The 22,748-nt window shown below is 64.9% G+C and carries 18 protein-coding genes; 15 read left to right on the top strand and 3 right to left on the bottom strand.

Going from position 1 to position 22,748, the window contains the following annotated elements; all coding sequences use genetic code 11:
- Together NCR37_RS19685 and prpB are read right to left on the bottom strand one after the other, a co-directional pair.
- Positions 1 to 671, bottom strand: a 671-nt coding sequence (locus NCR37_RS19685) for a citrate/2-methylcitrate synthase (protein WP_284506945.1), incomplete at its 3' end; no start/stop codon positions are given.
- 23 nt (positions 672 to 694) lie between these two features.
- The gene (gene prpB / locus NCR37_RS19680) at positions 695 to 1,573 is read right to left on the bottom strand and encodes a methylisocitrate lyase (protein ID WP_284506946.1); all 879 of its coding nucleotides are present in this window, start codon (positions 1,571 to 1,573) and stop codon (positions 695 to 697) included.
- 205 nt (positions 1,574 to 1,778) lie between these two features.
- Between prpB and prpR the strand changes: the two genes are divergently transcribed.
- The 15 genes from prpR (at position 1,779) to NCR37_RS19605 (ending at position 21,858) form a co-directional block, all read left to right on the top strand.
- The gene (gene prpR / locus NCR37_RS19675; protein WP_250474512.1) at positions 1,779 to 3,725 is read left to right on the top strand and encodes a propionate catabolism operon regulatory protein PrpR; all 1,947 of its coding nucleotides are present in this window, start codon (positions 1,779 to 1,781) and stop codon (positions 3,723 to 3,725) included.
- A 377-nt stretch (positions 3,726 to 4,102) separates the two neighbouring features.
- Complete coding sequence (locus NCR37_RS19670; RefSeq protein ID WP_250474511.1) at positions 4,103 to 5,710, top strand: ABC transporter substrate-binding protein; 1,608 nt, start codon at positions 4,103 to 4,105, stop codon at positions 5,708 to 5,710.
- Between the two features lie 10 nt (positions 5,711 to 5,720).
- Complete coding sequence (locus tag NCR37_RS19665; protein WP_250474510.1) at positions 5,721 to 6,710, top strand: ABC transporter permease; 990 nt, start codon at positions 5,721 to 5,723, stop codon at positions 6,708 to 6,710.
- Positions 6,711 to 6,735: 25 nt separating this feature from the next.
- Entirely contained in the window at positions 6,736 to 7,692 is a 957-nt protein-coding gene (locus NCR37_RS19660) for an ABC transporter permease (RefSeq protein WP_250474509.1), read from the top strand.
- Positions 7,689 to 9,395 carry an ABC transporter ATP-binding protein gene (locus NCR37_RS19655; RefSeq protein WP_250474508.1) on the top strand — a complete coding sequence of 569 codons (1,707 nt, stop codon included), beginning with the start codon at positions 7,689 to 7,691 and terminating at the stop codon, positions 9,393 to 9,395. Before NCR37_RS19660 ends, NCR37_RS19655 begins: the two co-directional genes overlap by 4 nt.
- Positions 9,396 to 9,428: 33 nt before the next feature.
- The gene (locus tag NCR37_RS19650) at positions 9,429 to 10,652 is read left to right on the top strand and encodes an acyl-CoA dehydrogenase family protein (RefSeq protein ID WP_250474507.1); all 1,224 of its coding nucleotides are present in this window, start codon (positions 9,429 to 9,431) and stop codon (positions 10,650 to 10,652) included.
- 38 nt (positions 10,653 to 10,690) lie between these two features.
- The gene (locus NCR37_RS19645) at positions 10,691 to 12,049 is read left to right on the top strand and encodes an LLM class flavin-dependent oxidoreductase (RefSeq protein WP_250474506.1); all 1,359 of its coding nucleotides are present in this window, start codon (positions 10,691 to 10,693) and stop codon (positions 12,047 to 12,049) included.
- Between the two features lie 137 nt (positions 12,050 to 12,186).
- Complete coding sequence (gene deoC / locus NCR37_RS19640) at positions 12,187 to 13,194, top strand: deoxyribose-phosphate aldolase (protein ID WP_250474505.1); 1,008 nt, start codon at positions 12,187 to 12,189, stop codon at positions 13,192 to 13,194.
- A 26-nt stretch (positions 13,195 to 13,220) separates the two neighbouring features.
- Positions 13,221 to 15,611 carry an aldehyde dehydrogenase family protein gene (locus NCR37_RS19635; protein ID WP_250474504.1) on the top strand — a complete coding sequence of 797 codons (2,391 nt, stop codon included), beginning with the start codon at positions 13,221 to 13,223 and terminating at the stop codon, positions 15,609 to 15,611.
- Between the two features lie 76 nt (positions 15,612 to 15,687).
- Positions 15,688 to 16,161 (top strand): RbsD/FucU family protein, encoded by a 474-nt coding sequence (locus NCR37_RS19630; protein WP_250474503.1) that lies wholly within the window; start codon positions 15,688 to 15,690, stop codon positions 16,159 to 16,161.
- Entirely contained in the window at positions 16,158 to 17,093 is a 936-nt protein-coding gene (rbsK, locus tag NCR37_RS19625; RefSeq protein ID WP_250474502.1) for a ribokinase, read from the top strand. The genes NCR37_RS19630 and rbsK overlap by 4 nt, the downstream gene beginning before the upstream one ends.
- Complete coding sequence (locus tag NCR37_RS19620) at positions 17,090 to 18,133, top strand: ABC transporter permease (protein WP_250474501.1); 1,044 nt, start codon at positions 17,090 to 17,092, stop codon at positions 18,131 to 18,133. Before rbsK ends, NCR37_RS19620 begins: the two co-directional genes overlap by 4 nt.
- Before the next feature lie 66 nt (positions 18,134 to 18,199).
- On the top strand, positions 18,200 to 19,204 hold the full coding sequence (locus NCR37_RS19615; RefSeq protein ID WP_175945355.1) for an autoinducer 2 ABC transporter substrate-binding protein: 1,005 nt from the start codon (positions 18,200 to 18,202) through the stop codon (positions 19,202 to 19,204).
- Between the two features lie 66 nt (positions 19,205 to 19,270).
- Entirely contained in the window at positions 19,271 to 20,800 is a 1,530-nt protein-coding gene (locus tag NCR37_RS19610; protein ID WP_250474500.1) for a sugar ABC transporter ATP-binding protein, read from the top strand.
- A complete protein-coding gene (locus NCR37_RS19605; protein WP_502800561.1) occupies positions 20,797 to 21,858 on the top strand; it encodes an ABC transporter permease in 1,062 nt (353 codons plus the stop codon). The genes NCR37_RS19610 and NCR37_RS19605 overlap by 4 nt, the downstream gene beginning before the upstream one ends.
- A gap of 33 nt (positions 21,859 to 21,891) precedes the next feature.
- Here the strand turns inward: NCR37_RS19605 and NCR37_RS19600 are convergent, their stop codons facing one another.
- Positions 21,892 to 22,620 carry a DeoR/GlpR family DNA-binding transcription regulator gene (locus NCR37_RS19600; RefSeq protein ID WP_250474498.1) on the bottom strand — a complete coding sequence of 243 codons (729 nt, stop codon included), beginning with the start codon at positions 22,618 to 22,620 and terminating at the stop codon, positions 21,892 to 21,894.
- Positions 22,621 to 22,748 lie beyond the last annotated feature (128 nt).

Raw genomic sequence — 22,748 nt, 5'->3', positions numbered from 1 at the left:
GTAATCGCCGAGTACATGTCCGATCCCGTGCCCGCGATCACGCGGCTCGTGAAGGTCGACGCGTTGAACTCGTGCTCAGCGTACAGGTTGAGCGATACGTGCATGGCCTGCACCCACGACTGCGACGGCTCCACGCCATGCAGCAGATGCAGAAAGTGCCCGCCGATGGAGTCGTCATCGGTTTCGACTTCGATGCGCTTGCCGTTGTGCGAATAGTGATACCAGTAGAGCAGCATGGAGCCGAGCGACGCCATGAGCTTGTCGGCGATATCTCTCGCGCCCGCGATGTTGTGATCTTCCTTCTCTGGCAGGATGGTGCCGAGCACGGACACGCCGGTGCGCATCACGTCCATCGGATGCGCGGAGGCGGGAATCCATTCGAGCGCGGCCTTCAGGTTCGCGGGCAAGCCGCGCAGCGCCTTCAGCTTCGTCTTGTACACCTTCAGTTCCGCGACGTTCGGCAGCTTGCCATGCACGAGCAGATACGCGATCTCTTCGAACTCGGACGTGGTCGCCACATCCAAAATGTCGTAGCCGCGATAGTGCAAATCGTTGCCGGTCTTGCCCACGGTGCACAGCGCGGTATTGCCCGCTGTCACGCCCGACAGCGCGACGGATTTCTTGGGCTTGAATGCGCCCGCGGATGCAGTGCTGTTATCGGCTTCGCTCATGGTGTTCGTCTCCTTCAAAAGGGTTATTTCTTCGCAGCAAAGAGCTGGTCGAGTTTATCTTCGTAGGCGTGATAGCCCAGATATTCGTACAGGTCGGCACGCGTCTGCATGGTTTCGACTGCGGCCTTTTGTGTGCCATCGCGCTTCACGGTCTCATAGAAGTTGAGCGCGGCGGCGTTCATCGCGCGATACGCGCCGCAGCAGTACAGCGCGATATCGACATTCGCTTCCCTCAGTTCGTCGACGGTAAAGAACGGCGTCGAGCCGAATTCGGTCAGATTGGCGAGAATGGGCACGCCCACGGCCGCCTTGAAGCGGCGATAGTCGTCGAGCGTCTTCATCGCTTCGGGGAAGATCATATCCGCGCCCGCTTCGACATACGCCACCGCGCGTTCGATCGCCGCGTCGATGCCTTCGGCGGCCGCCGCGTCCGTGCGCGCCATGATGACGAACGTGTCGTCGGTGCGCGCATCGACCGCGGCCTTCACGCGATCCACCATCTCGCCGGTCGGCACCACTTCCTTGCCCGGCCGATGACCGCAGCGCTTCTGCCCGACCTGATCTTCGATATGCACCGCCGCCACGCCCGCCTTGATGAACGAGCGGATGGTGCGTGCGATGTTGAAGGCGCCGCCCCAGCCGGTATCGATGTCGACCAAGAGCGGCAGCGACGACGCGTCGGTGATGCGGCGGGCGTCGATCAGCACGTCTTCCATTGTGCTGATGCCGAGATCCGGCATGCCGAGCGAGTTGGCGGCCACGCCGCCGCCCGACAGATAAAGCGCTTTGAAGCCGACCGCTTCTGCCATCTTCGCGGCGTAGGCGGTGATCGCGCCGACGACCTGCAATGGCGATTCTTCCTCAACCGCGCGGCGGAACCGCGCCCCTGCGCTGCTTGGCATCTGGTATTCAGAACTCACATTCGTCTCCTACTTGGGGTGCGCCTTTAAAGCAACTACCTTGCCAAGCGTTTATGTGCGCGTAACTTATTGATTTCTAAGTCTCCGGACGGATGACTCTCGCGCAACGGTTCCCACGGTGAATTGACGATTCCACAACTGAAATCGTGGTGCATACTGCGTGTTCGCACCGGGCATTCAAAACACCATGCAAACCGAAACTGCGTCTCGCCCTCGCATCTGGACGGTGGGGATCAGCCGGCTGAGGGCGTTGTTCATCGATCTCGCGGGCGCTTACGAGGATCGGGCCGAGCTCGAAGTCATACCGCTCGCCTATGAAGATGCCGCGCGCAGCATCGAATCCGCGCGCGATGGGCGGCCGGATGTCGTCGTGGCAGGCGGCTCCAACGGCGCTTATCTCAAGAGCCGGGTGTCGGTGCCGGTGGTCGTCATCAGCCCGACCGGCTTCGACGTGATGCACGCGCTGACGAAGGCGCGGCGCGAGGGCGCGAGCGTCGCCCTCGTCACGCACGGCGACACGCCCGATGAGATTCGCCGCTTCCTGGCCGCCTACGGAATCGAGGTGATCTGCGAGTCGTACCGGTCGGCGCAGGATGCGGAGAGCCTCGTGCTGGACCTGCGCGACCGCGGCGTCGACGTGGTGGTCGGCCCGGGGCTCGTCGCGGACCTCGCGGCGGAAGCGGGCATGAGCTCCGTGTTCCTCTATTCGCGCACGTCCGTCGTCGCTGCGTTCGAGACCGCGCTCGAAGTCGCGCAGGCGATGCGCGGCGAAGCTGCCCGCCGTAATCGCCTGGACAATCTGTTGCAGCATCTACGCGATGGCGTCGTCGCGGTCGATGGCGAAGGGCGCATCGAAGCGATGAATCGCCCGCTGGCCGGCGCGCTTGGCATTTTGGATGCATCGCGCGTGGTCGGCCGGGCGCTGCTGGATGTCGCGCCCGAACTGCAAGGCGTGTTGCCGGCTGCCGACGGCGACGTGTTCGGCGCCGTACGCGGCGTGAGCTACGCGATTCATCGCGGACCGCTCGCCAGCGGCGGCGCATCGGACGGCACCATCTTCACGTTCCAGGAATCGCGAGCGGTCGAGCGGCTCGACAGAAGCCTCCGATCGCGGCGAGGCGCGCAGGAGTTCGTCGCGCGGTATCGGCTGGAGGACGTCGTCGGCGAGTCGGAAGCCATCGAGCGGGTCAGGGCGCTCGTGCGCCGCTACGCGAAGTCCGATGCAACCGTGCTGATTCTCGGCGAGAGCGGCACGGGCAAGGAAATGGTCGCGCAAAGCATGCATCGCCTGAGCCGTCGCAAAGACTTCCCGTTCGTCGCGATGAACTGCGGCGCCTTTCCCGAAGCGCTGCTCGAAAGCGAACTGTTCGGCTACGAGGAAGGCGCGTTCACGGGCGCGCGCAAGGGCGGCAAGGCGGGCCTGATCGAGGCGGCGCATCGCGGCACGCTTTTTCTCGACGAAATCGGCGAGATGCCGCCTTCGCTGCAAAGCCGCTTGCTGCGGGTGCTGCAAGAGAGAGAGGTCATGCGCCTCGGATCGACGGAGCCGACGCGCGTCGATATCCGCGTGATCGCGGCGACGCATCGCACGCTTGTCGAAGGCGTCGCGGACGGCTCGTTTCGCGCCGACCTTTTCTACCGCATCAATATTCTGAGCCTGGCGTTGCCGCCGTTGGGCGCGCGCGCTTCGGACATCGTGCCGTTGGCCATCGAGCTGTTGATGCAGGCGGCGGGGCGCGACAAGGCGCTGGCGCTGCGCGTGCGCAGCCGCGAAGCGGCGGCGCGTGTCCTCGCGCCGCTCGAACAGGCGTTGACGCGTCACGCGTGGCCCGGCAACGTCCGCGAGTTGCAGAACATCGTGGAACGGATTGCCGTGGAGATATCCGACATGCCGCTCGACGAGGATCGCCCCGTCGCGTTGACGCTCGATCATCTGCAAGCGATCGCGCCCGAGCTCTTTCCCGCGCAAGCCGAGGCGACGGCAAATGCGTCGCTTAGGGACATGAGCCGCTCCGTCGAAGCGGATCAGATCCGCGCAACGCTCGCTGCGTTCAATGGCGATCGCGACGCGGTCTGCAAGGCGCTCGGGATCAGCAAGACGACGTTGTGGCGGAGGCTCAATGCGAAGCGGTGAAACGCGGGAGCACCGCGCACGTCGGAATTGTCAGTGACCGGCATCGCGACCCCGAAGCAATCGGCGAATGAACCCAATTCGACCGGGATCATAGCGGCATTGAGGCGTCGCATACCGTAGCGCATCGATTTTCACAAATCGGTCGATGCTGGCCGCGCTTGCGCTCAGATCGACTTCCACCCTCGCGGCAGCATGCTTCTTCGCTAATCTCCCCCGGCCTGCTTTGCATATGCCGAACGCTTGGTTTGCGTTCGGCGGGCGCCGTTCTATGGTGTCGGCTTGCGCGGATCACGCGGCGGCGCAGCATTCCTGCCGCAGGCGAAGGTTCGTCGCGATCCCATCCAACCGACGAACGCAACGCACGAGAACGGCATCGCATGACAGGCATCAACCGACGACACTTCCTTCTGACCACGGGCGCCACGCTGGCGTCGGCAAGTCTCTCCTCGCTTTCTTTCGCACAGAGCAAAGACGCCGGGGCGCCGCGGCGCGGCGGCACGCTCAACATGCTGATCAATCCCGAGCCGCCGGTGCTGGTGTCGATCTTCCAGACGACCGGCCCCGCGCTCGTGGCGAGTTCCAAGGTGCTCGAAGGTCTGCTCGCCTATGACTTCGATCTGAAGCCGAAGCCGCAGCTTGCGACCGCATGGAAGGTGGCCGACGACGGCCTCAAGTACACCTTCACCCTGCGCGAGAACGTCAAGTGGCACGACGGCCAGCCGTTCACGTCAGCGGACGTCGCGTTCTCGATCGACCTGCTCAAGTCGGTGCATCCGCGTGGCCGCAGCACGTTTGCCAATGTCACGCGAGTCTCGACGCCCGATGCCCGCACGGCCGTCATCGAGCTCGCCAAACCCGCGCCGTACCTGCTGAAGGCGCTGTCGGCGGGCGAGTCGCCCATCGTGCCGAAGCATCTGTACGCATCCGGCGACCCGCTCTCGAATCCTCACAACAACGCGCCCATCGGCACGGGGCCGTTTCGCTTCAAGTCGTGGACGCGCGGCGCGAACATCGTCTACGAGCGCAATCCGGATTACTGGGACGCGGGCAAGCCCTACATCGATTCGCTCGTTCTGAAAGTGATTCCCGATGCTGCCGCGCGCTCGGCCGCGTTCGAAACCGGCGCGCTCGATCTGGGCGGAGAAAACCCGGTGCCGCTCACCGACTTGCCGCGTCTCACGCAACTGCCGCAACTCGTGACGGAGACGCGCGGCTATCGCTTTCTCGAACCGCTGTCGGAGATCGACTTCAATCTCGATCACCCGATTCTCAAAGACCTGCGCGTGCGGCAGGCAATCGCGCATGCGATCAATCCGCAGATCGTGCAAAAGACGATCGCGTACGGATACGCCGACCTCTCGCCCACGCCGATCACGCCAGGCTCGCCGTATCACGATGCGAAGCTCGCGCCCTATGCGTTCGATACCGCCGCCGCCGAGAAGCTGCTCGACGCGGCGGATTATCCGCGCAAGAACGGTGGCCCGCGCTTTCAACTCACGCACGACTTCCTGCCTTACGGCGACATGTACCGGCGTCAGGCGGACTATGTGAAATCGGCGCTCGCGCGCGTGGGCATCGACGTGACGGTGCGCTCGCAAGACTTGCCGTCGTTCCTCAAGCGCGTGTATGCCGACCGCCAGTTCGACTTCACGAGCATCGGCGTCAATACGCTGTTCGATCCGAGCGTGGGCGTGCAGCGGCTCTACTGGTCGAAGAACATACGGCCCGGCGTGCCGTTCTCCAATGCGCCGCATTACAGCAATCCCGACGTGGACCGGCTGCTCGAATCGGCATCGACCGAGGCGGAAGAGGGCAAACGCGTCGCGCTCTTTCAGCAGTTCCAGCAGATCGTCTATCGCGACCTGCCGATCCTGAATCTCGTCGCGCCGCGCATGGTGACGCTCGCGAACCGGCGCGTGCGCAATCACACGGTATCGGCGCAGGGTCTCGAAGGCAATCTCGCCGACGTGTATCTGAGCGCGTGAGGGCAAGGGCATGAACCAGCGGAACCGACGCGCGCGCCTCGCCGCGATCGCCCGACGCACCGCATGGCAGGCGGTGCCGACGGTGTTGGCCATCGTGGTCCTGAACTTCTTCCTGCTGAAGCTGATGCCGGGCGACGCCGCCGACGTGCTCGCGGGCGAATCCGGCTCCGCAACGGCGGAGACGCTTGCCGCGTTGCGAGCGAAGTTCGGGCTGGACCAGCCGCTTCTGCATCAACTGGGAGCGTACCTGTCGCATCTCGCGCATTTCAGTCTCGGCTACTCGCCGCGATACGACGCGCCCGTGATGCAGCTCATCCTCTCTCGCTTGCCGAACACGCTGATCCTGATGGGCAGCGCGCTCGCGTTCGCGATCCTCGCGGGCGTCGTGCTCGGCGCCGTGATGGCGCACTGGGCCGGCAAGTGGCCCGACCGCGTGCTGTCGGTGCTCGCGTTGCTGCTCTATTCGACGCCGGGCTTCTGGATCGGCCTCCTCGCGATCATCCTGTTCTCGGTGCGGCTCGGCTGGCTGCCGAGCGGCGGCGACGTCACGGTCGGCGCGAATCTGCACGGCCTCGCGTATGTCGCCGATGTCGCGAAACACGCGCTGCTGCCCGCCGCGACGCTCGGCACGTTTTTCGTGGCGAACTACGCCCGCCTGACGCGCGCCGCGATGCTGGAAGTGCAGCGTCAGGACTTCGTGCGCACCGCGCATGCGAAGGGGCTGCATCCGTTGCGGGTGAGCGTGCGTCATGTGCTGCGCAACGCGCTGATGCCGCTCACGACGATGGTCGGCATTCACTTCGGCACGCTGCTCGGCGGCGCGGCCGTCACCGAGACGGTCTTCAGCTGGCCGGGCCTCGGCCGCCTGGCGCTCGATGCCGTCATGGCGCGCGATTTCAGCGTGCTGCTGGGCGTATTGCTTCTGTCGTCGCTGCTCGTGATGGCCGCCAATCTCGTGATCGATCTGCTGCAGGCGTGGCTCGATCCGCGCATCGCCTGAAACCTTCCCTTTCTTCGGCTCAAGCATGGCAACCGACTCTTCCGAACTCGTCACGGCGCAAGCACCCGCCGGGTCTGCCTGGCGGCGTCAACTCGCGGGCGCGGTGTTCGGCGCGCGCCGCGCGCAGGCCGCCTCGCCACGCGCCACGCGCGGCGTGTGGCGCGCGTTGCTGCGCAATCCGTCGGCGCTCGCGGGCATCGTGCTGCTCGTCGCGCTGCTGGCGCTCGCGCTCGCCGCGCCGCATCTGTTCCCCGGCGATCCGCTCGACATGGTCGCGCCGCCCTTCGAGTGGCCCGGCGCCGATCCGCTCTACACGCTCGGCACCGACTCGCTCGGGCGCGATGTCGCGGCGGGCATCGCGCACGGCACGCGCGTGTCGCTTCTGATCGGCGCGTCGGCGGCCGGCATCGGGCTCGTGATCGGCACGCTCGTCGGCGCGCTGGGCGGCTTCTTCGGCGGCGTCATCGACGATCTGCTCGCGCGCGTCACCGAAGTCTTTCAGACGGTGCCGTCGTTTCTGCTGGTGATCGTCATCGTCGCCATCGGCAAGCCGAGCGTGACGGTCATCGCGCTCGCCATCGGCATTGCGTCATGGCCGACGGTCGCGCGCATCGTGCGCGCCGAGTTCCGCACGCTGCGTCAGGCCGATTTCGTGCTCGCGGCGCGCAGTCAGGGCTTCTCGAATGCGCGCATCATCTTCGGCGAAATCTTGCCGAACGCGCTGCCGCCGGTGATCGTCACGGCCTCGGTCATGGTCGCGAGCGCGATTCTCATCGAATCGTCGCTGTCGTTTCTCGGCATGGGCGATCCGAACGTCGTCAGCTGGGGCGGCATGATCGGCGCGGGGCGCGATTCGCTGCGCACCGCCTGGTATCTGACCGCGCTGCCGGGCGCGGCCATCGTGATCGCGGTGCTCGCGCTGAATCTTCTCGGCGACGGTCTGAACGACGCGCTCAACCCTCGCTTGCGGGAGCGCGCATGAGCGAAGCCAATCTGCTGCAAGTGCGCGACTTGCGCGTGAACTTCGGCGCGCATCAGGCGGTGCGCGGCGTCGATTTCGACATCGCGCAGGGCGAGACGCTGGCGCTCGTCGGCGAATCGGGCTGCGGCAAGTCGGCGACGGCGCTCTCGCTCATGCGCCTCGTGCCGGCGCCGGGCACCGTGACCGGCAGCGTGCGCTTCGCCGGTCGCGAGTTGCTGACGCTCGCGCCGCGCGAGATGCGCGAGATTCGCGGCTCGCAGATCTCGATGATCTTTCAGGAGCCGATGACCTCGCTCAATCCCGTGCTGTCCATCGGCGCGCAGATTGCCGAAACGTTGCGTCGACACGAATCGCTGTCGAAGCAGGCGGCGCTGCGGCGCGCGGCCGAACTGCTTGACCTCGTGCGCGTGCCCGAGCCGCAGCGGCGCGTGTCCGACTATCCGCATGAACTGTCGGGCGGCCAGCGTCAGCGCGTGATGATTGCGATGGCGGTGGCGTGCCGTCCGCGCCTTCTGATCGCCGACGAGCCGACCACTGCGCTCGACGTGACGATTCAGGCGCGCATTCTCGAACTGCTCGACGAACTCAAGCGCGAGTTGTCGATGTCGCTCCTGCTCATCACGCACGATCTGGGCGTGGTCGCCCAACACGCCGATCGCGTCGCCGTGATGCTGGCCGGCCAGAAGGTGGAAGAGGCGCGCGTGGAGACGCTCTTCGCCGCGCCGGCTCATGCCTACACGCGCGGTCTGCTGGGCGCGTCGCTGAATTTGTCGGGTGAGATTCACTATCGGGACTGGACGCTGCCCGAGATTCGCCGCGGCAGCCGCGAGGACGGCGACACCGGGTTCAACGTGACGCCGCTTGCGCCGCGCACATTCGATGCAGCGACGCCTACCGCCGATGCGCCGCTCCTGTCGGTGGACCGGCTCACGGTGGACTACGCGCATCGGCACGGCAAGGGCACGCTGCGCGCGGTGGACGGCGTGTCGTTCGATATCGCGGCCGGGGAGACTGTCGGCCTCGTCGGCGAATCCGGATGTGGCAAGTCGACGCTCTCTCGCGCGATTCTGCGGCTCGCGCCCGTCACCGATGGCTCGATCCGTCTGCAAGGCACCGACCTCGTGCCGCTCGCCGAACGTGCGCTGCGGCCGCTCCGGCGACACGTGCAGATGGTGTTCCAGGACCCGTATGCGTCGCTCAATCCGCGCCGCACCGTCGGCGAGATTCTCGATACGGTGATGGCCGTGAACGGCATCGGCGGCATCGGCGGCGATCGGCGCACGCGGCGCGTTCGCGCTTTGGCCATGCTCGATCGCGTCGGCCTGCCCGCCGCCGCGCTCGCTCGCTATCCGCACGAGTTTTCCGGCGGACAGCGGCAGCGCATCGGCATCGCCCGCGCGCTCGTGCTCGAACCGGCGCTTCTGATCTGCGACGAACCGGTGTCCGCGCTCGACGTTTCCATTCAGGCGCAGATTCTCAACCTGCTCGTCGAGCTGAAGCGCGACCTGGGGCTCGCTTATCTCTTCATCTCGCACGATCTCTCCGTGGTGCGCTATATCGCCGACCGCGTGCATGTGATGCACGGCGGCAGGATCGTCGAGAGCGGCGACCATCGCGATATCTGGCGCGCGCCGCGGCATGCCTACACGCGCGCGCTGCTCGATGCGATTCCCGCAGGGCGCCCGAACGCGCACGCGGCCTGACCTCTCTGCAAGATTCACCAACAAGGAAGAAAGATGTCGACACTCGCACGCATCCGCACAGAGCCGGATCACGCATTGCAGGACGCGCTCGATGCGCTGCCGGCGCTCGCCCGCGAAATCGGCGAAGAAGCCGCCGCCCGCGAGGCGCGCCGCGAGTTGCCGTTCGAAGCGTTCGCGCGCTTTCGGGCTTCCGGCTTAGGCAAGCTGCGTCTGCCGGTGGAGTGGGGCGGTCTTGGCGGCTCGCTCGAAGACGTGTTCCATGTCATCTCGACGCTCGCCGCGCATGAAAGCAACGTGGCCCATGCGCTGCGCATTCACTTCGACCAGACGGAGGCGTTGCTGCTTTCGCCGCGCACGCCGTTCAACGCATTGCAGATCGAGCGCATCGTCGATGGCGCGATCTTCGGCGGCGCTTCGACCGAAGCGGGCACGTCCCGTCCGGGCGAGATCACGACGCAACTCACGCGCGACGGCGACCACTATCGCCTGAGCGGGCGCAAGTACTACGCGACGGGCACGGCCTTCGCGGACTATGCGCGGCTCAACGTGCAGGATGATCGCGGCGAACCGGTCGTCGCGATCGTGCCTGTGCGGCGCGAAGGTCTGCACGTGCTGGACGACTGGGACGGCATGGGCCAGCGCATGACGGCAAGCGGCAGCCTCGTGTTCGATTCGTTGCGCGTGCAGGCCGACGAAGTCGCGCCGCGCAATCTGACGACGCTTGCAGGCCGCCACGCCGGCGCGCTGCGGCAACTGCATCTGGTGGCGGTCGCGGCGGGCATCGTGCGCAACGTGCTCGCCGATGCCAAACGCTACGTGGTGCAACACGGACGCCCCGCGTTGCACAGTCCCGCGCCGACCGCGCGCGAGGATGCGTTCATCCAACAGGTCGTGGGCGATCTGTCGTCGCACAGTCACGCAATCGACGCCCTCGTGCGCGAGAACGCCCGCGCGCTCGACCGCTCGTCGCGTGCGGTGCGCGACGGCGACGCGCGTGCCGATGCGCTCGTGCTCGAAGGCGCGCTCGTCACCGCGCGCACGCAGCTCGTCGTGAGCAAGCTCGCGCTGCACGCGGCGGAACGCATGTTCGAAGCGGGCGGCGCGTCGGCCACCTCGCGCGCGCACAACTTCGACCGCCACTGGCGCAATCTGCGCACCATCTTCAGCCACAACCCGCTGCTGCATAAATCGCGGGTGATCGGCGATTACGAACTGAACGGCGTGACCACGCACTTGACCGAAGGGCGCGTGTTCTGAGCGCCGCGGCCATCATCATCGAAACGGAGTGATTAGTCATGAGCGCATCTCTTCCGCGCCAGTTGCATCTCAACATCAACGCGCTGCATTCGGGCTTCGTGCCGTCGGCGTGGCGCGTGGCTGAGGCCGATCCGCGCGCGTTCATCGACGTGAATCATTATGTGCGGCTCGCGCAGACCGCCGAGCGCGCCTGCCTCGACGCGATTTTTCTGGCGGACAACGCCGCGATCTCCGATCAGCTCGACATGCGTCCGATCACCGCGCTCGAACCGACGATGCTGCTCACGAGCGTGGCCGCCGCGACCACGCATATCGGACTGATCGCGACCGCTTCGACGAGCTACAACGAGCCGTACAACATCGCGCGCCGGTTCGCGACGCTCGATCTGATCAGCGGCGGCCGCGCCGGCTGGAACATCGTGACGACAGCCGATCTGCCGTCCGCGCGCAACTTCGGTCTCGACGCGGTGCCGCAGCACGCGGAACGCTATGCCCGCGCCGATGAGTTCGCGACGCTCGTGAAATCGCTCTGGAATAGCTGGGAAGACGATGCGCTGGTGGCGGACAAGGCGAGCGGGCGTTTCGTCGATCTGGCCAAGGTGCATCCGGCGCAGCATCGCGGGCGATTCTTCGGCGTGCAAGGCGCGCTCAACCTGCCGCGCTCGGCGCAAGGGCATCCGGTGCTGGTGCAGGCGGGCGCATCGGGCGATGGACGCGAACTGGCCGCGCGTCACGCGGAGGCCGTGTTCTCGGCGTCGCAGTCCTTCGAGGAATCGCGCGCCTACCGCGCCGACCTCAACGAGCGGGCGGCGCGTTACGGACGCGGCCCGAACGCCGTGAAGGTGCTCGCCGGGCTGACCACGATCATCGGCGCGACAGAAAGCGAGGCACTGCGCCGTCGCGATGAACTCGTCGATCTGATTCCGTGGCGCTACAGCCTCAACCGCCTCGCGGGTACGCTCGGCGTGCCCGTGGACTCGCTGCACCCCGATGCACGCCTGCCCGCCGATCTCCCGCTGCCCAACGACGGCAATGGTAATCACACGTTCTTTCACGCGACGCTCGCGCAGGCGCGCACGCACGGCTATACGGTGCGGGAGCTGGTGCGCGCGCTGGCGGGCGGCGGCGGGCATCGCGTGATCGTCGGCACGCCCGAACAGGTGGCCGACGACATCACGCACTGGTTCGAAAACGGCGCGGCCGACGGCTTCAACCTGATGCCGGACGTGCTGCCCGACGGTCTGGAAGCGTTCACGGAAGGCGTCGTGCCGATCCTTCAGCGGCGGGGCATTTTCCGTCGCGCTTACGAAGGGGCGACGCTGCGCGGACACCTGGGTCTTGCGATACCGGCGGGCCGGGGCGCTCGTGCCGTCGAGCCGGAAGTGCGGGCAGCTTGACGTCGAACGGGCGGTACGCCGAACCCGCCCATCTCCGCACTTTCCCTATGTTACGATCGTAACAACGTTGCGATAGACTGAGATCAATCTATCAAAAAGCTGTTGTGCGTGGCGCAAGCGCACAGCCTCTCGATCTCATGTTGGAAACCGCATCGAAGTCCATCGTCGCGTGGCCCGGAACCGCTCACCCGGCCACGCGCGCGCGCAATCCCGGCGTCCCGTTCGACCTCGCATGGCTCGAAGGGCTGCGCGTCAATCAGTCGGCAGTCGCCCGCCGCGCAGCGAGCTTCGGCCTGCGCCGCTCCGTCAAGAAAGACGCGCAGGCGGCGTGGCTGCTGAAGGCGATCACCTGTATCGACCTCACGACGCTCAGCGGCGACGACACCACCGCGCGCGTTCAACGGCTCTGCGCCAAGGCGCGCCGCCCGCTGCGCGAGGATCTGCTCGACGCGCTCGGCATGTCGGATCAGCCGATCACGACAGGCGCCGTGTGCGTCTATCACCGCTTCGTCAAGACGGCGGTGGAAGCGCTCGCCGATAGCGGCATTCCGGTCGCGGCCGTGTCCACCGGATTTCCCGCCGGCCTGAATCCGCATGCGCTCAAGCTGCGCGAGATCGAAGCATCGGTGGCGGACGGCGCGAAGGAAATCGACATCGTCGTCACCCGCGAGCACGTGCTGACCGGAAACTGGCAAGCGCTCTACAACGAGATGCGCGACTTCCGCGCGGCTTGCGGCGACGCGCACGTCAAGGCCATTCTCGGCACCGGCGACATACGCACGCTCTCCAACGTCGCGAAGGCTTCGATGATCTGCATGATGGCCGGCGCGGATTTCATCAAGACCTCGACGGGCAAAGAAGGCGTCAATGCGACGCTCGACGTGTCGCTCGTGATGGTGCGCATGATGCGCGAATATCTGGCGCGCACGGGCATCGCGATCGGCTTCAAGCCGGCGGGCGGCGTGTCGACCGCGAAAACGGCGCTGCAGTATCAGATTCTCATGAAGGAGGAGCTCGGGCGCGAATGGCTCGAAGCGGACTTGTTCCGCATTGGCGCGTCCGGCCTGCTTGCCGATATCGAGCGGCAACTCGAACATCACGTAAGCGGGCGCTATTCGGCGTTCAACCGCCATCCGGTCGCCTGAACCCGCCCAATACAGACACAAGCCTCATGAGCGTAGCCCACTATTTTTCTTCGATGGAATACGGACCCGCACCGGAAGACGATCGCGCCGTGCGCGCATGGCTCGATCAACACGCCGGACGCTTCGGCCATTTCATCGACGGCGCATGGCGAGACGGCGCGGACGAACATCGCTTCGATTCGCGCGAGCCGGCGACAGGCCGCGTGCTCGCGTCGATCGCGCAAGGGTCGAGCGGCGATGTGGATGCCGCCGTGCAAGCCGCGCACGATGCGCTGGAATCCTGGCAAGGCATCGGCGGCGCGGGCCGCGCGCGGCACCTGTACGCACTGTCGCGCATGGTGCAAAGGCATAGCCGCCTCTTCGCCGTCCTCGAATCGCTCGATAACGGCAAGCCGATTCGCGAATCGCGCGACATCGATATCCCCCTTGTTTCGAGGCACTTTCTGCATCATGCGGGCTGGGCGCAATTGCAGGACCGCGAGTTCGCGGACTGGGCGCCGCTCGGCGTGATCGGGCAGATCGTACCGTGGAATTTTCCGCTGCTGATGCTCGCGTGGAAGATCGCGCCCGCGCTCGCGCTCGGCAATTGCGTCGTGCTCAAGCCCGCGGAATACACGTCGCTCACGGCGTTGCTCTTCGCGGAACTCGCGCACCGCGCCGGCTTGCCCAAGGGCGTGCTCAACGTCGTGACCGGCGATGGCCGCACGGGCGCGGCGCTCGTCGAGCATCCGCGCGTCGCGAAGATCGCGTTCACCGGATCGACCAAAGTGGGCCGTCAGATTCGCGCGACGACGGCGGGCTCGGGCAAATCGCTCACGCTCGAACTGGGCGGCAAGTCGCCGTTCATCGTGTTCGACGACGCCGACATCGACTCGGCCGTCGAAGGCGTCGTCGATGCGATCTGGTTCAATCAGGGCCAGGTGTGCTGCGCGGGTTCGCGTCTGCTCGTGCAGGAAGGCATCGAAGCGCGTTTCATCGACAAGCTCAAGCGCCGCATGGAAACGCTGCGCGTCGGGCCGTCGCTGGACAAGGGCGTCGACATGAGCGCCATTGTCGATGACGTGCAGCTCGAACGCATTCGCGCGCTCGTGGCAAAGGGCGAAAGCGAAGGATGCGAGATTCATCAGCCTTCGCGTCTCGTATTGCCGGAAGGCGGGGCGTTTTTTGCGCCGACTCTGGTGACCAACGTCGCGCCGGCATCGACGCTTGCGCAAGAGGAAATCTTCGGGCCCGTGCTCGTCTCGATGAGCTTTCGCACGCCCGACGAAGCCGTCGCCCTGGCGAACAACACGCGCTACGGGCTGGCCGCGAGCCTCTGGAGCGAGAACATCAGCCGCGCGCTGGACGTCGCGCCGCGCCTGCAATGCGGTGTCGTATGGATCAACGCCACCAATCTGTTCGATGCGGCAGTGGGCTTCGGCGGCTATCGGGAGTCCGGTTTCGGGCGGGAAGGCGGACGCGAGGGCATATACGAATATCTCAAGCCGCGCGCATGGTCCAAGCTGCCGATGCGCAGCGACACGCAAGCGCCGTCCGCCGAGCCCGACTCGCTGATGGATTCGGCCAACGTGGGCGCGATCGACCGCACGGCGAAGCTCTTCATCGGCGGCAAGCAGACGCGGCCGGATAGCGGCTATTCGCGGCTCGTTCGCGCGCCTGCGGGCGAGATCGTCGGCGAAGTGGCCGAGGGCAATCGCAAGGACATTCGCAATGCAGTCGCGGCGGCGCGCGGCATGGCGAAATGGGCGGCAGCGAGCGCGCATAACCGCGCGCAGGTGTTGTATTACCTCGCGGAGAATCTGAGCGCGCGAGCGGAGGAATTCGCGCGCCAACTCGTGACGCGCGCGAATTCCAGCGAACGCGATGCGAAGCGCGAAGTCGATGCGTCGATTGCCCGCTTGTTCACCTACGCAGCGTGGGCCGACAAGTTCGACGGCGCGGTGCATGCGCCGCCGCTGCACGGCGTCGCGCTGGCGATGCACGAGCCGGTCGGCGTGATCGGCGTCATCTGTCCGGACGAAGCGCCGTTGCTCGGCTTCGTCTCGCTGATCGCGCCCGCGCTCGCGCTGGGCAATACGGTCGTGGCGGTGCCGAGCATGACGTGCCCGCTCATGGCGACAGACTTCTATCAGGTCGCGGATACGTCCGACGTGCCGGGCGGCGCGCTCAACATCGTGACCGGCGATGCGCGCTCGCTCGCAAAAACGCTGGCCCAGCACGATGACGTCGATGCGCTCTGGTGCTTCAGTGGCGCGGCGCTTTCAGCGATGGCGGAGCGCGAATCGGTCGGCAATCTGAAGCGAACCTTTGTCGATCACGGACGACTGTTCGACTGGCATGATGCATCGAGTGAAGGTTTGCCCTTCTTGCGCCAAGCCGTGCAAGTCAAGAATATCTGGGTGCCGTATGGAGATTGATCCGCGGCACTCGTAATCCGAGGTTCAACGGCGCAGATCCGCGAACAGGACGCGCCCATGCATGGAGGAGACGCTCTTGCTGAAGAACATTGACCCGCTTCTGAACGCCGACATTCTCTACGCGCTCGCCGCGATGGGACACGGCGATGAAGTCGTCATTTGCGACGCCAACTTTCCCGGCGATTCGGTCGCGCGCCAGACGGTCCTGGGCAGGCTCTTGCGGATCGACGGCGCGAATGCGCCGCGTGTCGTGCGCGCGGTGCTGTCCGTGATGCCGCTGGACACGTTCGTGGACGATCCCGCTGGCCGCATGGAAGTCGTCGGCGACGCAACGGCCTTGCCCGCCGTGCAGCGGGAAGCGCAACGCGAAGTCGATCACGCGGAAGGCCGCGAAGTGGCATTCGCGCCGATCGAACGCTTCGCGTTCTATGAACGCGCGAAGAACGCGTATTGCGTCATCCGCACGGGCGAGACGCGCGGCTACGGCTGTTTCATCTTCAAGAAAGGCGTCCAGCTTGCGCCGGATGCGCCGCAAGGGGATGCACCATGAGCGGCAGCGTCGTCATCCTCGGCATCTATGTGACGGACCTCGCTTTCCGTGCGCAGCGCATGCCCTTGCTTGGCGAAACGGTGGCGGGTTCCGCGTTTGCGATGGGACCGGGCGGCAAGGGTTCGAATCAGGCCGTGGCCGCCGCTCGCGCGGGCGCGGACGTCATCTTCTGCACGCGCATCGGCAACGATGCGTTCGGCAAGATCGCGCAGGCCACGTGGGCGGCCGAAGGCATTACATCGCGAGCCAGCGTGATAGACGATATCGCGACCGGCGCCGCGCATATCTACGTGGACGAGAACACCGGCGGCAACGCCATCATCGTCGCGGCCGGCGCGGCCGGCACGCTCGGCCCCGATGACGTGGACGCCATCGAAGCCGACATCGCCAGGGCAGCCGTCTTCGTCACGCAACTGGAGCAGCCGATCCCCGCGGCAAAACGCGGGCTCGAACTCGCCCGGAAGCATGGCGTGACGACCGTCTTCAACCCCGCGCCCGCGCTCGCGCTCGACGACTATATCTTTCCGCTTTGCGACTACATCACGCCGAATGAAACCGAGGCGGCGGCATTGACCGGAGTCGCCGTGAAGTCTGTCGACGATGCGCGTCGCGCGGCAGATGTTCTGTTGAGCAAAGGCGCGCGCGCGGCGATCATCACGTTGGGCGAGGCGGGCGCGCTTCTGCATAGCGCGAGCGAATCGGTGCTGATTCCTGCGTTCGAATGCGGGCGCGTGGTCGAAACCGCCGGCGCGGGCGACGGCTTTACCGGCGGCTTCGCGGCGGCGCTCGCGCGCGGCGACAGCGCGCTCGACGCGGTTCGCTTCGGATGCGCGTTGGCGAGCATCTCGGTCACGCGGGCAGGCACCGCGCCTTCGATGCCTCGCCTCGACGAAATCAATGCATTGTTGAGCGAAAGGAGCGTGACGCAATGAAGGCGTCGAAGTGGCTCGCTGACCGGCAGTTCAACTTTCTGATCGGCGTGAATCTGCTGGTGGTGATCGTCGCGACATGGCTCTCCCACGGCCAGTTTCTCGACATCGACAATCTTCAGTCGATGGGCGGCCAATTGCCCGAGCTCGGCTTGCTTGCGCTCGGCATCATGTTGTCGATGGTCTCGGGCAATGGCGGCATCGACCTCTCGGGCGTCGGGCTCGCGAACCTCTCGGGCATGGTCGCGGCGATGGCTCTGCCGCACATGGTCTCCGCCGACGATTCGCCCGCGCTCTATACGGCCGTCTTCGTAGGCATCGTCGTCGCCATGGGCGTGGTCGGCGGCCTGCTGAACGGCGTTGTGATTGCCAAGCTCAGGCTGACGCCGATTCTCTGCACGCTCGGCACGCAGTTGCTTTTTACGGGCATTGCCGTCGTCTTGAGCAACGGCGCATCGGTGCGGGTCGAATATGTGGATCCGCTCTCGAACATCGGCAACGGCACGTTCCTTCAGGTGCCCATTTCGCTGTGGATCTTCATTGCGGCGGTGCTCGGGCTCGGCTGGGTCCTCAAGCGCACGCCGTTCGGCCTGCGGCTTTACCTCATGGGCACCAATCCCAAAGCTGCCTTCTATGCAGGCATTCCACGCGCGCGCATGCTGATTCTGACTTACGGCATGTGCGGCGTGCTGGCATCGCTGGCGGGTCTCATCAGCGCGACGCATACGTCGAGCGCGAAGTGGGATTACGGCAACTCTTATCTGCTCATTGCGATCCTGATCGCGGTGATGGGCGGCGTGAATCCGGCGGGCGGCTACGGACGCATAGTCTGCGTGTTTCTCGCAGCAACGGTCCTGCAGTTCCTGTCGAGCCTCTTCAACCTGCTTGGCGTCTCGCAGTTTTTCGGCGATTGCGCGTGGGGTTTCCTGCTGCTCGCCTCGCTCGCCTTCGCGGGCGGCGAACGCGTGCGCGCGATCTTCGGCATCGGCGGAGCCAAACCCACATCCAAGATTCCACCGCCGCCTGCATCGACGGGACGTTGACCACTCGCTGTGTGATTGCTTCAAAAGACCATCGAATGACATTCGAAACATAAAGGAGACAACACGATGAAGCTCAAGACTTTCGGCACCGCGCTGACCGCCATTGCGCTCGCTGCGGGCGCGGTCATGGCCGCTCAGGCCGCGACGAACGAAACGATCGTCACGGTCGTCAAGGTGACCGGCATCAACTGGTTCAATCGCATGGACGACGGCGTGAAAGAGTTCGGCAAGGCGAACCCGAACATCAATGTGTATCAGACAGGACCCGGCCGCGCCGACGCCGCGCAGCAATTGAAGATCATCGAAGACTTGATCGCGAAGAAAGTCACCGCGATTGCAGTGGTTCCGTACGATCCGCCGACGCTCGAACCCGCGCTCAAGAAGGCAATGGATCGCGGCATCAAGGTGGTCACGCATGAAGCCGACAACGCGAAGAACACGATGGTCGATATCGAAGCGTTCGACAACACGGCATACGGCGCGGGCCTGAACGAACGTCTCGCGAAGTGCATGGGGCAGCAGGGCAAGTGGGCGGTGCTGGTCGGCTCGCTCGGCAGCCGCTCGCAGGTGCAATGGGCGGACGGCGGCATCGGCAACGCAAAGGCCAAGTATCCGAAGATGGATCTCGTCGAGCCCAAGCTCGAAACGAATAACGACGGCGAGCGCGCGTATCAGGTCGCGAAGGAAGTGCTGCGCAAGCATCCGGACCTGACCGGTTTTCAGGGCTCGTCGTCGCTGGATGTGATCGGCATCGGGCGCGCAGTGGAAGAGGCCGGCAAGGTCGGCAAGATCTGCGTGTACGGCACGGGGCTGCCTACCGAAGCGGGTAAGTTCCTCGAAAGCGGCGCGATCAACGGCATCGCATTCTGGGACCCGAAGCTCGCCGGTATCGCGATGAACAAGGTGGCGCAGATGCTCGTCGACGGCAAGACGGTGGAGAACGGCGCGGACCTCGGCATTACCGGCTATAACAAGGTCACGGTGAGCAAAGGGCCGGGCAAGGGCGTAATTGTTCGCGGCACCGGCTGGGTGGACGTGGACAAGACGAACTACAAGCAATATCCGTTTTGATGCGACTGATGTGATGTTAGCGGCGCGCGGCGTCCAACACGCGCGCGCCGCCCGAATCGATATGCCATGACCCAAGAGACACCGCTCCTCGAAGTCGTCGATATTCATAAACGCTTTACCGGCGTCTATGCGCTGCGTGGCGTGAGCCTCGCGTTTCAGCGCGGGCAGATTTATCACCTGCTCGGCGAAAACGGCTGTGGCAAGAGCACGCTCATCAAGATCATCTCGGGCGCGCAGCCGCCCGACGAAGGCGAGCTCGTGATTGAAGGCGCGCGTCATGCGCGGCTCTCGCCGCTCGAAGCATTGTCGGCCGGCATCGAGACGGTGTATCAGGACTTGTCGCTCCTGCCGAACATGAGCGTTGCCGAGAACGTCGCGCTGACTTCCGAGCTCGCGGAACACGCGGGCAAGCTCGCGCGCACGTTCGACCGGCGCGCGCTCGCGACGACTGCGGCTCGCGCGCTCGAAGCCGTCGGTTTGCCGGGCGATGCCGAGTTTCAGAAGACCCTGATCGAACAATTGCCCCTGGCGACGCGCCAACTCGTTGCCATTGCGCGCGCCATTGCGAGCGAAGCGAAGTTCGTCATCATGGACGAGCCCACGACGTCGCTCACGCAGAAAGAGGTCGACAACCTGATCGCGGTGCTTGCGAGGCTGCGCGCGCAAGGCGTGGCCGTGCTGTTCGTGAGTCACAAGCTCGACGAGTGCTACGCGATCGGTGGCGAAGTCATCGTGCTGCGCGATGGTCAGAAGATGGCGCAAGGACCGATCGAGCACTACACGAAGGCGCAGATCAGCGAGCTCATGACGGGCAAGCATCTTTCGACCGACCGCTACCGCGAAGAAGGCGAGGCGCGCGCATCGAAAGTCGTGCTCGATGTAAAGGAACTCGGCCGCAAGGGTCAGTTCGCGGACGTATCGTTCGCCTTGCATGAAGGCGAGATACTCGGCGTGACGGGACTGCTGGACTCGGGCCGCAATGAACTGGCGCGCGCGCTCGCGGGCGTGGCGCCTGCCAACAGCGGCGTCGTGACGCTCGACGGCATGCGCGTTCGCCTGCAATCGCCCGCGGATGCGAGAACGCAACGCATCGGCTATGTGCCGGAAGACCGCCTGAACGAAGGGCTTTTCCTCGACAAGCCGATCCGCGATAACGTCGTGACCGCGATGATCGCGAGCCTGCGCGACCGCATCGGGCAGATCGATCGCAAGCGCGCGCAAGCGTTGGCCGAGCGCACCGTCAAGGACCTGCAAATCGCCACGCCCGATGTCGACAAGCCAGTGCAGTCGCTTTCCGGCGGCAACCAGCAGCGCGTGCTGATCGGCCGCTGGCTCGCGATCAATCCACGCGTGTTGATTTTGCATGGGCCGACCGTCGGCGTGGACGTAGGGTCGAAAGACATCATTTACCGCATCATGCAGCGGCTGTCGAAAGAGGGCATCGGCATCATTCTGATCAGCGATGATCTGCCCGAACTGCTGCAAAACTGCGATCGCATTCTGATGATGAAGAAAGGCCGCGTCGCCGGCGAATACCGCGCCGATCGTCTGAGCGAGGCCGATCTGTATCACGCGCTACTTTCTGAGGCAGCATGAGCATGAGCGAATCCATCCGCGGCGCCGCAAGCGAGACCGTGCCGCAAGCCGTGAGCAATGTCGCGCCGCGCGTGCGCAAGGGCAGTCTCTACGCGCAGTTGATGCGCAAGCCGGAGTGGTTCACCGTCGGGCTGATCCTGGTCACGTGTCTGATCGTGGGCAGCCTCAACCCGCGCTTCTTCCAGTTCGCGACGCTCTTCGACATGCTGCACTCCGCGACCACGGTGTCGCTGTTTGCACTGGGAACGCTCGTCGTGCTCGCGTCGGGCGGGATCGACGTATCGTTCACCGCCATCGCTGCGTTGACGATGTATTCGATTACCAAGGCGGTATTCGCATGGTGGCCCGAATGTCCGTTCGCGCTGATCGTGTTGACGGGCGCATTGGGCGGCGTGCTGCTCGGCGTCGTCAATGGCATGCTCGTGCATCGCCTGAAGGCGCCTTCGCTGATCGTCACCATCGGCACACAATATCTGTTTCGCGGCTTGTTGCTGACCTTCGTCGGCACGCAGTTCTTCATGAACATTCCGCACAGCATGGATGTGTTCGGCCGCCTACCGCTTTTCTATTACCACACGGCGGACGGCTTGCGGGCGGTCCTTCCGGTGTCGGTGCTGGCGCTCGTGATCGCGGCAATCGTCACATGGTGGCTGCTCAATCGAACGATGATGGGCCGCGGCGTCTATGCAATGGGCGGCAGTCTCGCCATTGCGGAACGGCTGGGCTATAACCTGCGCGCGATTCACTTGTTCGTGTTCGGCTACACGGGTCTGCTCGCCGGCGTGGCGGGCATTCTGCATGTATCGACGAACCGGCTCGCCAATCCGTTCGATCTCGTCGGCACGGAACTCGATGTCATCGCCGCGGTGATTCTCGGCGGCGCGCGCATTACCGGCGGCACGGGAACGGTGACAGGAACGCTGCTCGGCGTGGTGCTCGTCACGCTCATCAATAGCGTGCTGATTCTCGTGGGCGTGCCGAGCACGTGGCAGAAGGTCATCATCGGCGCGTTCATTCTGCTCGCGGGGACGCTCTTCGCATTGGGTCGCAGGCAGTAACGCAATGCGCGGCGCAGTCGGACTACGCTTTCGCTATTCGCGCGGGTCCGTGCGCCGTTGCCCTTCTTCGGTGATGACAGAGTCGAAGTCGGAGATCTGCGAGAAGCGCACCGCTTTCACCTTGCCGAATTTGCTTGCATCGACGACGAGATGCCTTTCGACTGAGCTCGCCATGGCCGCTTGCTTGATGGCGACTTCATGAAAGTTCCAGCACGTCACGCCGCGTATTTCATCGACACCGCCGGCCGACATGAATGCCTTGTTGATTCCCATGCGCCGAAGCGTTTCGACGCTTTCGTCGCTGGCGAATGATTCCGACGAAGGCACGTATACGCCGCCGAGCAGAATCATGCGTATGTTGGGCTTGCGGCGCAGAATCTCCGCGACGTTGAGCGAGTAACACACCACGGTCAGATGCATTTCAGCGGGAATTTGCCGCGCCAGTGTCGTCAACGTCGTGCCGCAGTCGATGAACACAGTCTCGTTGTTCGTGAGCAGGCGCGCCGCATGACCCGACGCAATGGCTTTCGCTTGCGCGAAGTGATCCTTCTCTTCGTCGATGGTATAGCCCGCTGCATTGGGCAAGTCCGCCGCGCTCACAATATAGCCGCCCAGGTAAGTGAACTGCCCGGGGTTGGCCGCAACATCCCTGCGCACCGTCATTTCGGAGACACCGAGAAGCGCGGCGGCATCGCGCAGACGCATCACGTTTTGTTTTTCTAATGCGCTCGAGAGCGTGCGGAGGCGGTCGATCTTGGCCATCGTTTTGTAGTGCTTTCCACGCTTCGCCGAATGTGAGTTTCTGGTCTTACGTTGATAAGATTATAACAACGCAAGGCGCGTGGAATGAGCGCCTTGCGTGAGTTCACGGGTAAATACGGAGCGCGTGC

This window comes from Caballeronia sp. GAFFF1 (assembly GCF_023630705.1).
Taxonomy (GTDB): domain Bacteria; phylum Pseudomonadota; class Gammaproteobacteria; order Burkholderiales; family Burkholderiaceae; genus Caballeronia.
Note: the sequence above shows the minus strand (reverse complement) of the source record. Positions and strands in the feature narration are given on the sequence as shown.

Excerpts from the sequence above, each read along its gene's own strand:
- NCR37_RS19665 (WP_250474510.1), top strand. The coding sequence starts at position 5,721 with ATGAACCAGCGGAACCGACGCGCGCGCCTCGCCGCGATCGCCCGACGC.
- NCR37_RS19600 (WP_250474498.1), bottom strand. The coding sequence starts at position 22,620 with ATGGCCAAGATCGACCGCCTCCGCACGCTCTCGAGCGCATTAGAAAAA.
- NCR37_RS19670 (WP_250474511.1), top strand. The coding sequence starts at position 4,103 with ATGACAGGCATCAACCGACGACACTTCCTTCTGACCACGGGCGCCACG.
- NCR37_RS19655 (WP_250474508.1), top strand. The coding sequence starts at position 7,689 with ATGAGCGAAGCCAATCTGCTGCAAGTGCGCGACTTGCGCGTGAACTTC.
- NCR37_RS19660 (WP_250474509.1), top strand. The coding sequence starts at position 6,736 with ATGGCAACCGACTCTTCCGAACTCGTCACGGCGCAAGCACCCGCCGGG.
- NCR37_RS19610 (WP_250474500.1), top strand. The coding sequence starts at position 19,271 with ATGACCCAAGAGACACCGCTCCTCGAAGTCGTCGATATTCATAAACGC.
- rbsK (WP_250474502.1), top strand. The coding sequence starts at position 16,158 with ATGAGCGGCAGCGTCGTCATCCTCGGCATCTATGTGACGGACCTCGCT.
- NCR37_RS19645 (WP_250474506.1), top strand. The coding sequence starts at position 10,691 with ATGAGCGCATCTCTTCCGCGCCAGTTGCATCTCAACATCAACGCGCTG.
- NCR37_RS19605 (WP_502800561.1), top strand. The coding sequence starts at position 20,797 with ATGAGCATGAGCGAATCCATCCGCGGCGCCGCAAGCGAGACCGTGCCG.
- NCR37_RS19635 (WP_250474504.1), top strand. The coding sequence starts at position 13,221 with ATGAGCGTAGCCCACTATTTTTCTTCGATGGAATACGGACCCGCACCG.
- prpR (WP_250474512.1), top strand. The coding sequence starts at position 1,779 with ATGCAAACCGAAACTGCGTCTCGCCCTCGCATCTGGACGGTGGGGATC.
- prpB (WP_284506946.1), bottom strand. The coding sequence starts at position 1,573 with ATGCCAAGCAGCGCAGGGGCGCGGTTCCGCCGCGCGGTTGAGGAAGAA.
- NCR37_RS19650 (WP_250474507.1), top strand. The coding sequence starts at position 9,429 with ATGTCGACACTCGCACGCATCCGCACAGAGCCGGATCACGCATTGCAG.
- NCR37_RS19615 (WP_175945355.1), top strand. The coding sequence starts at position 18,200 with ATGAAGCTCAAGACTTTCGGCACCGCGCTGACCGCCATTGCGCTCGCT.
- deoC (WP_250474505.1), top strand. The coding sequence starts at position 12,187 with ATGTTGGAAACCGCATCGAAGTCCATCGTCGCGTGGCCCGGAACCGCT.
- NCR37_RS19620 (WP_250474501.1), top strand. The coding sequence starts at position 17,090 with ATGAAGGCGTCGAAGTGGCTCGCTGACCGGCAGTTCAACTTTCTGATC.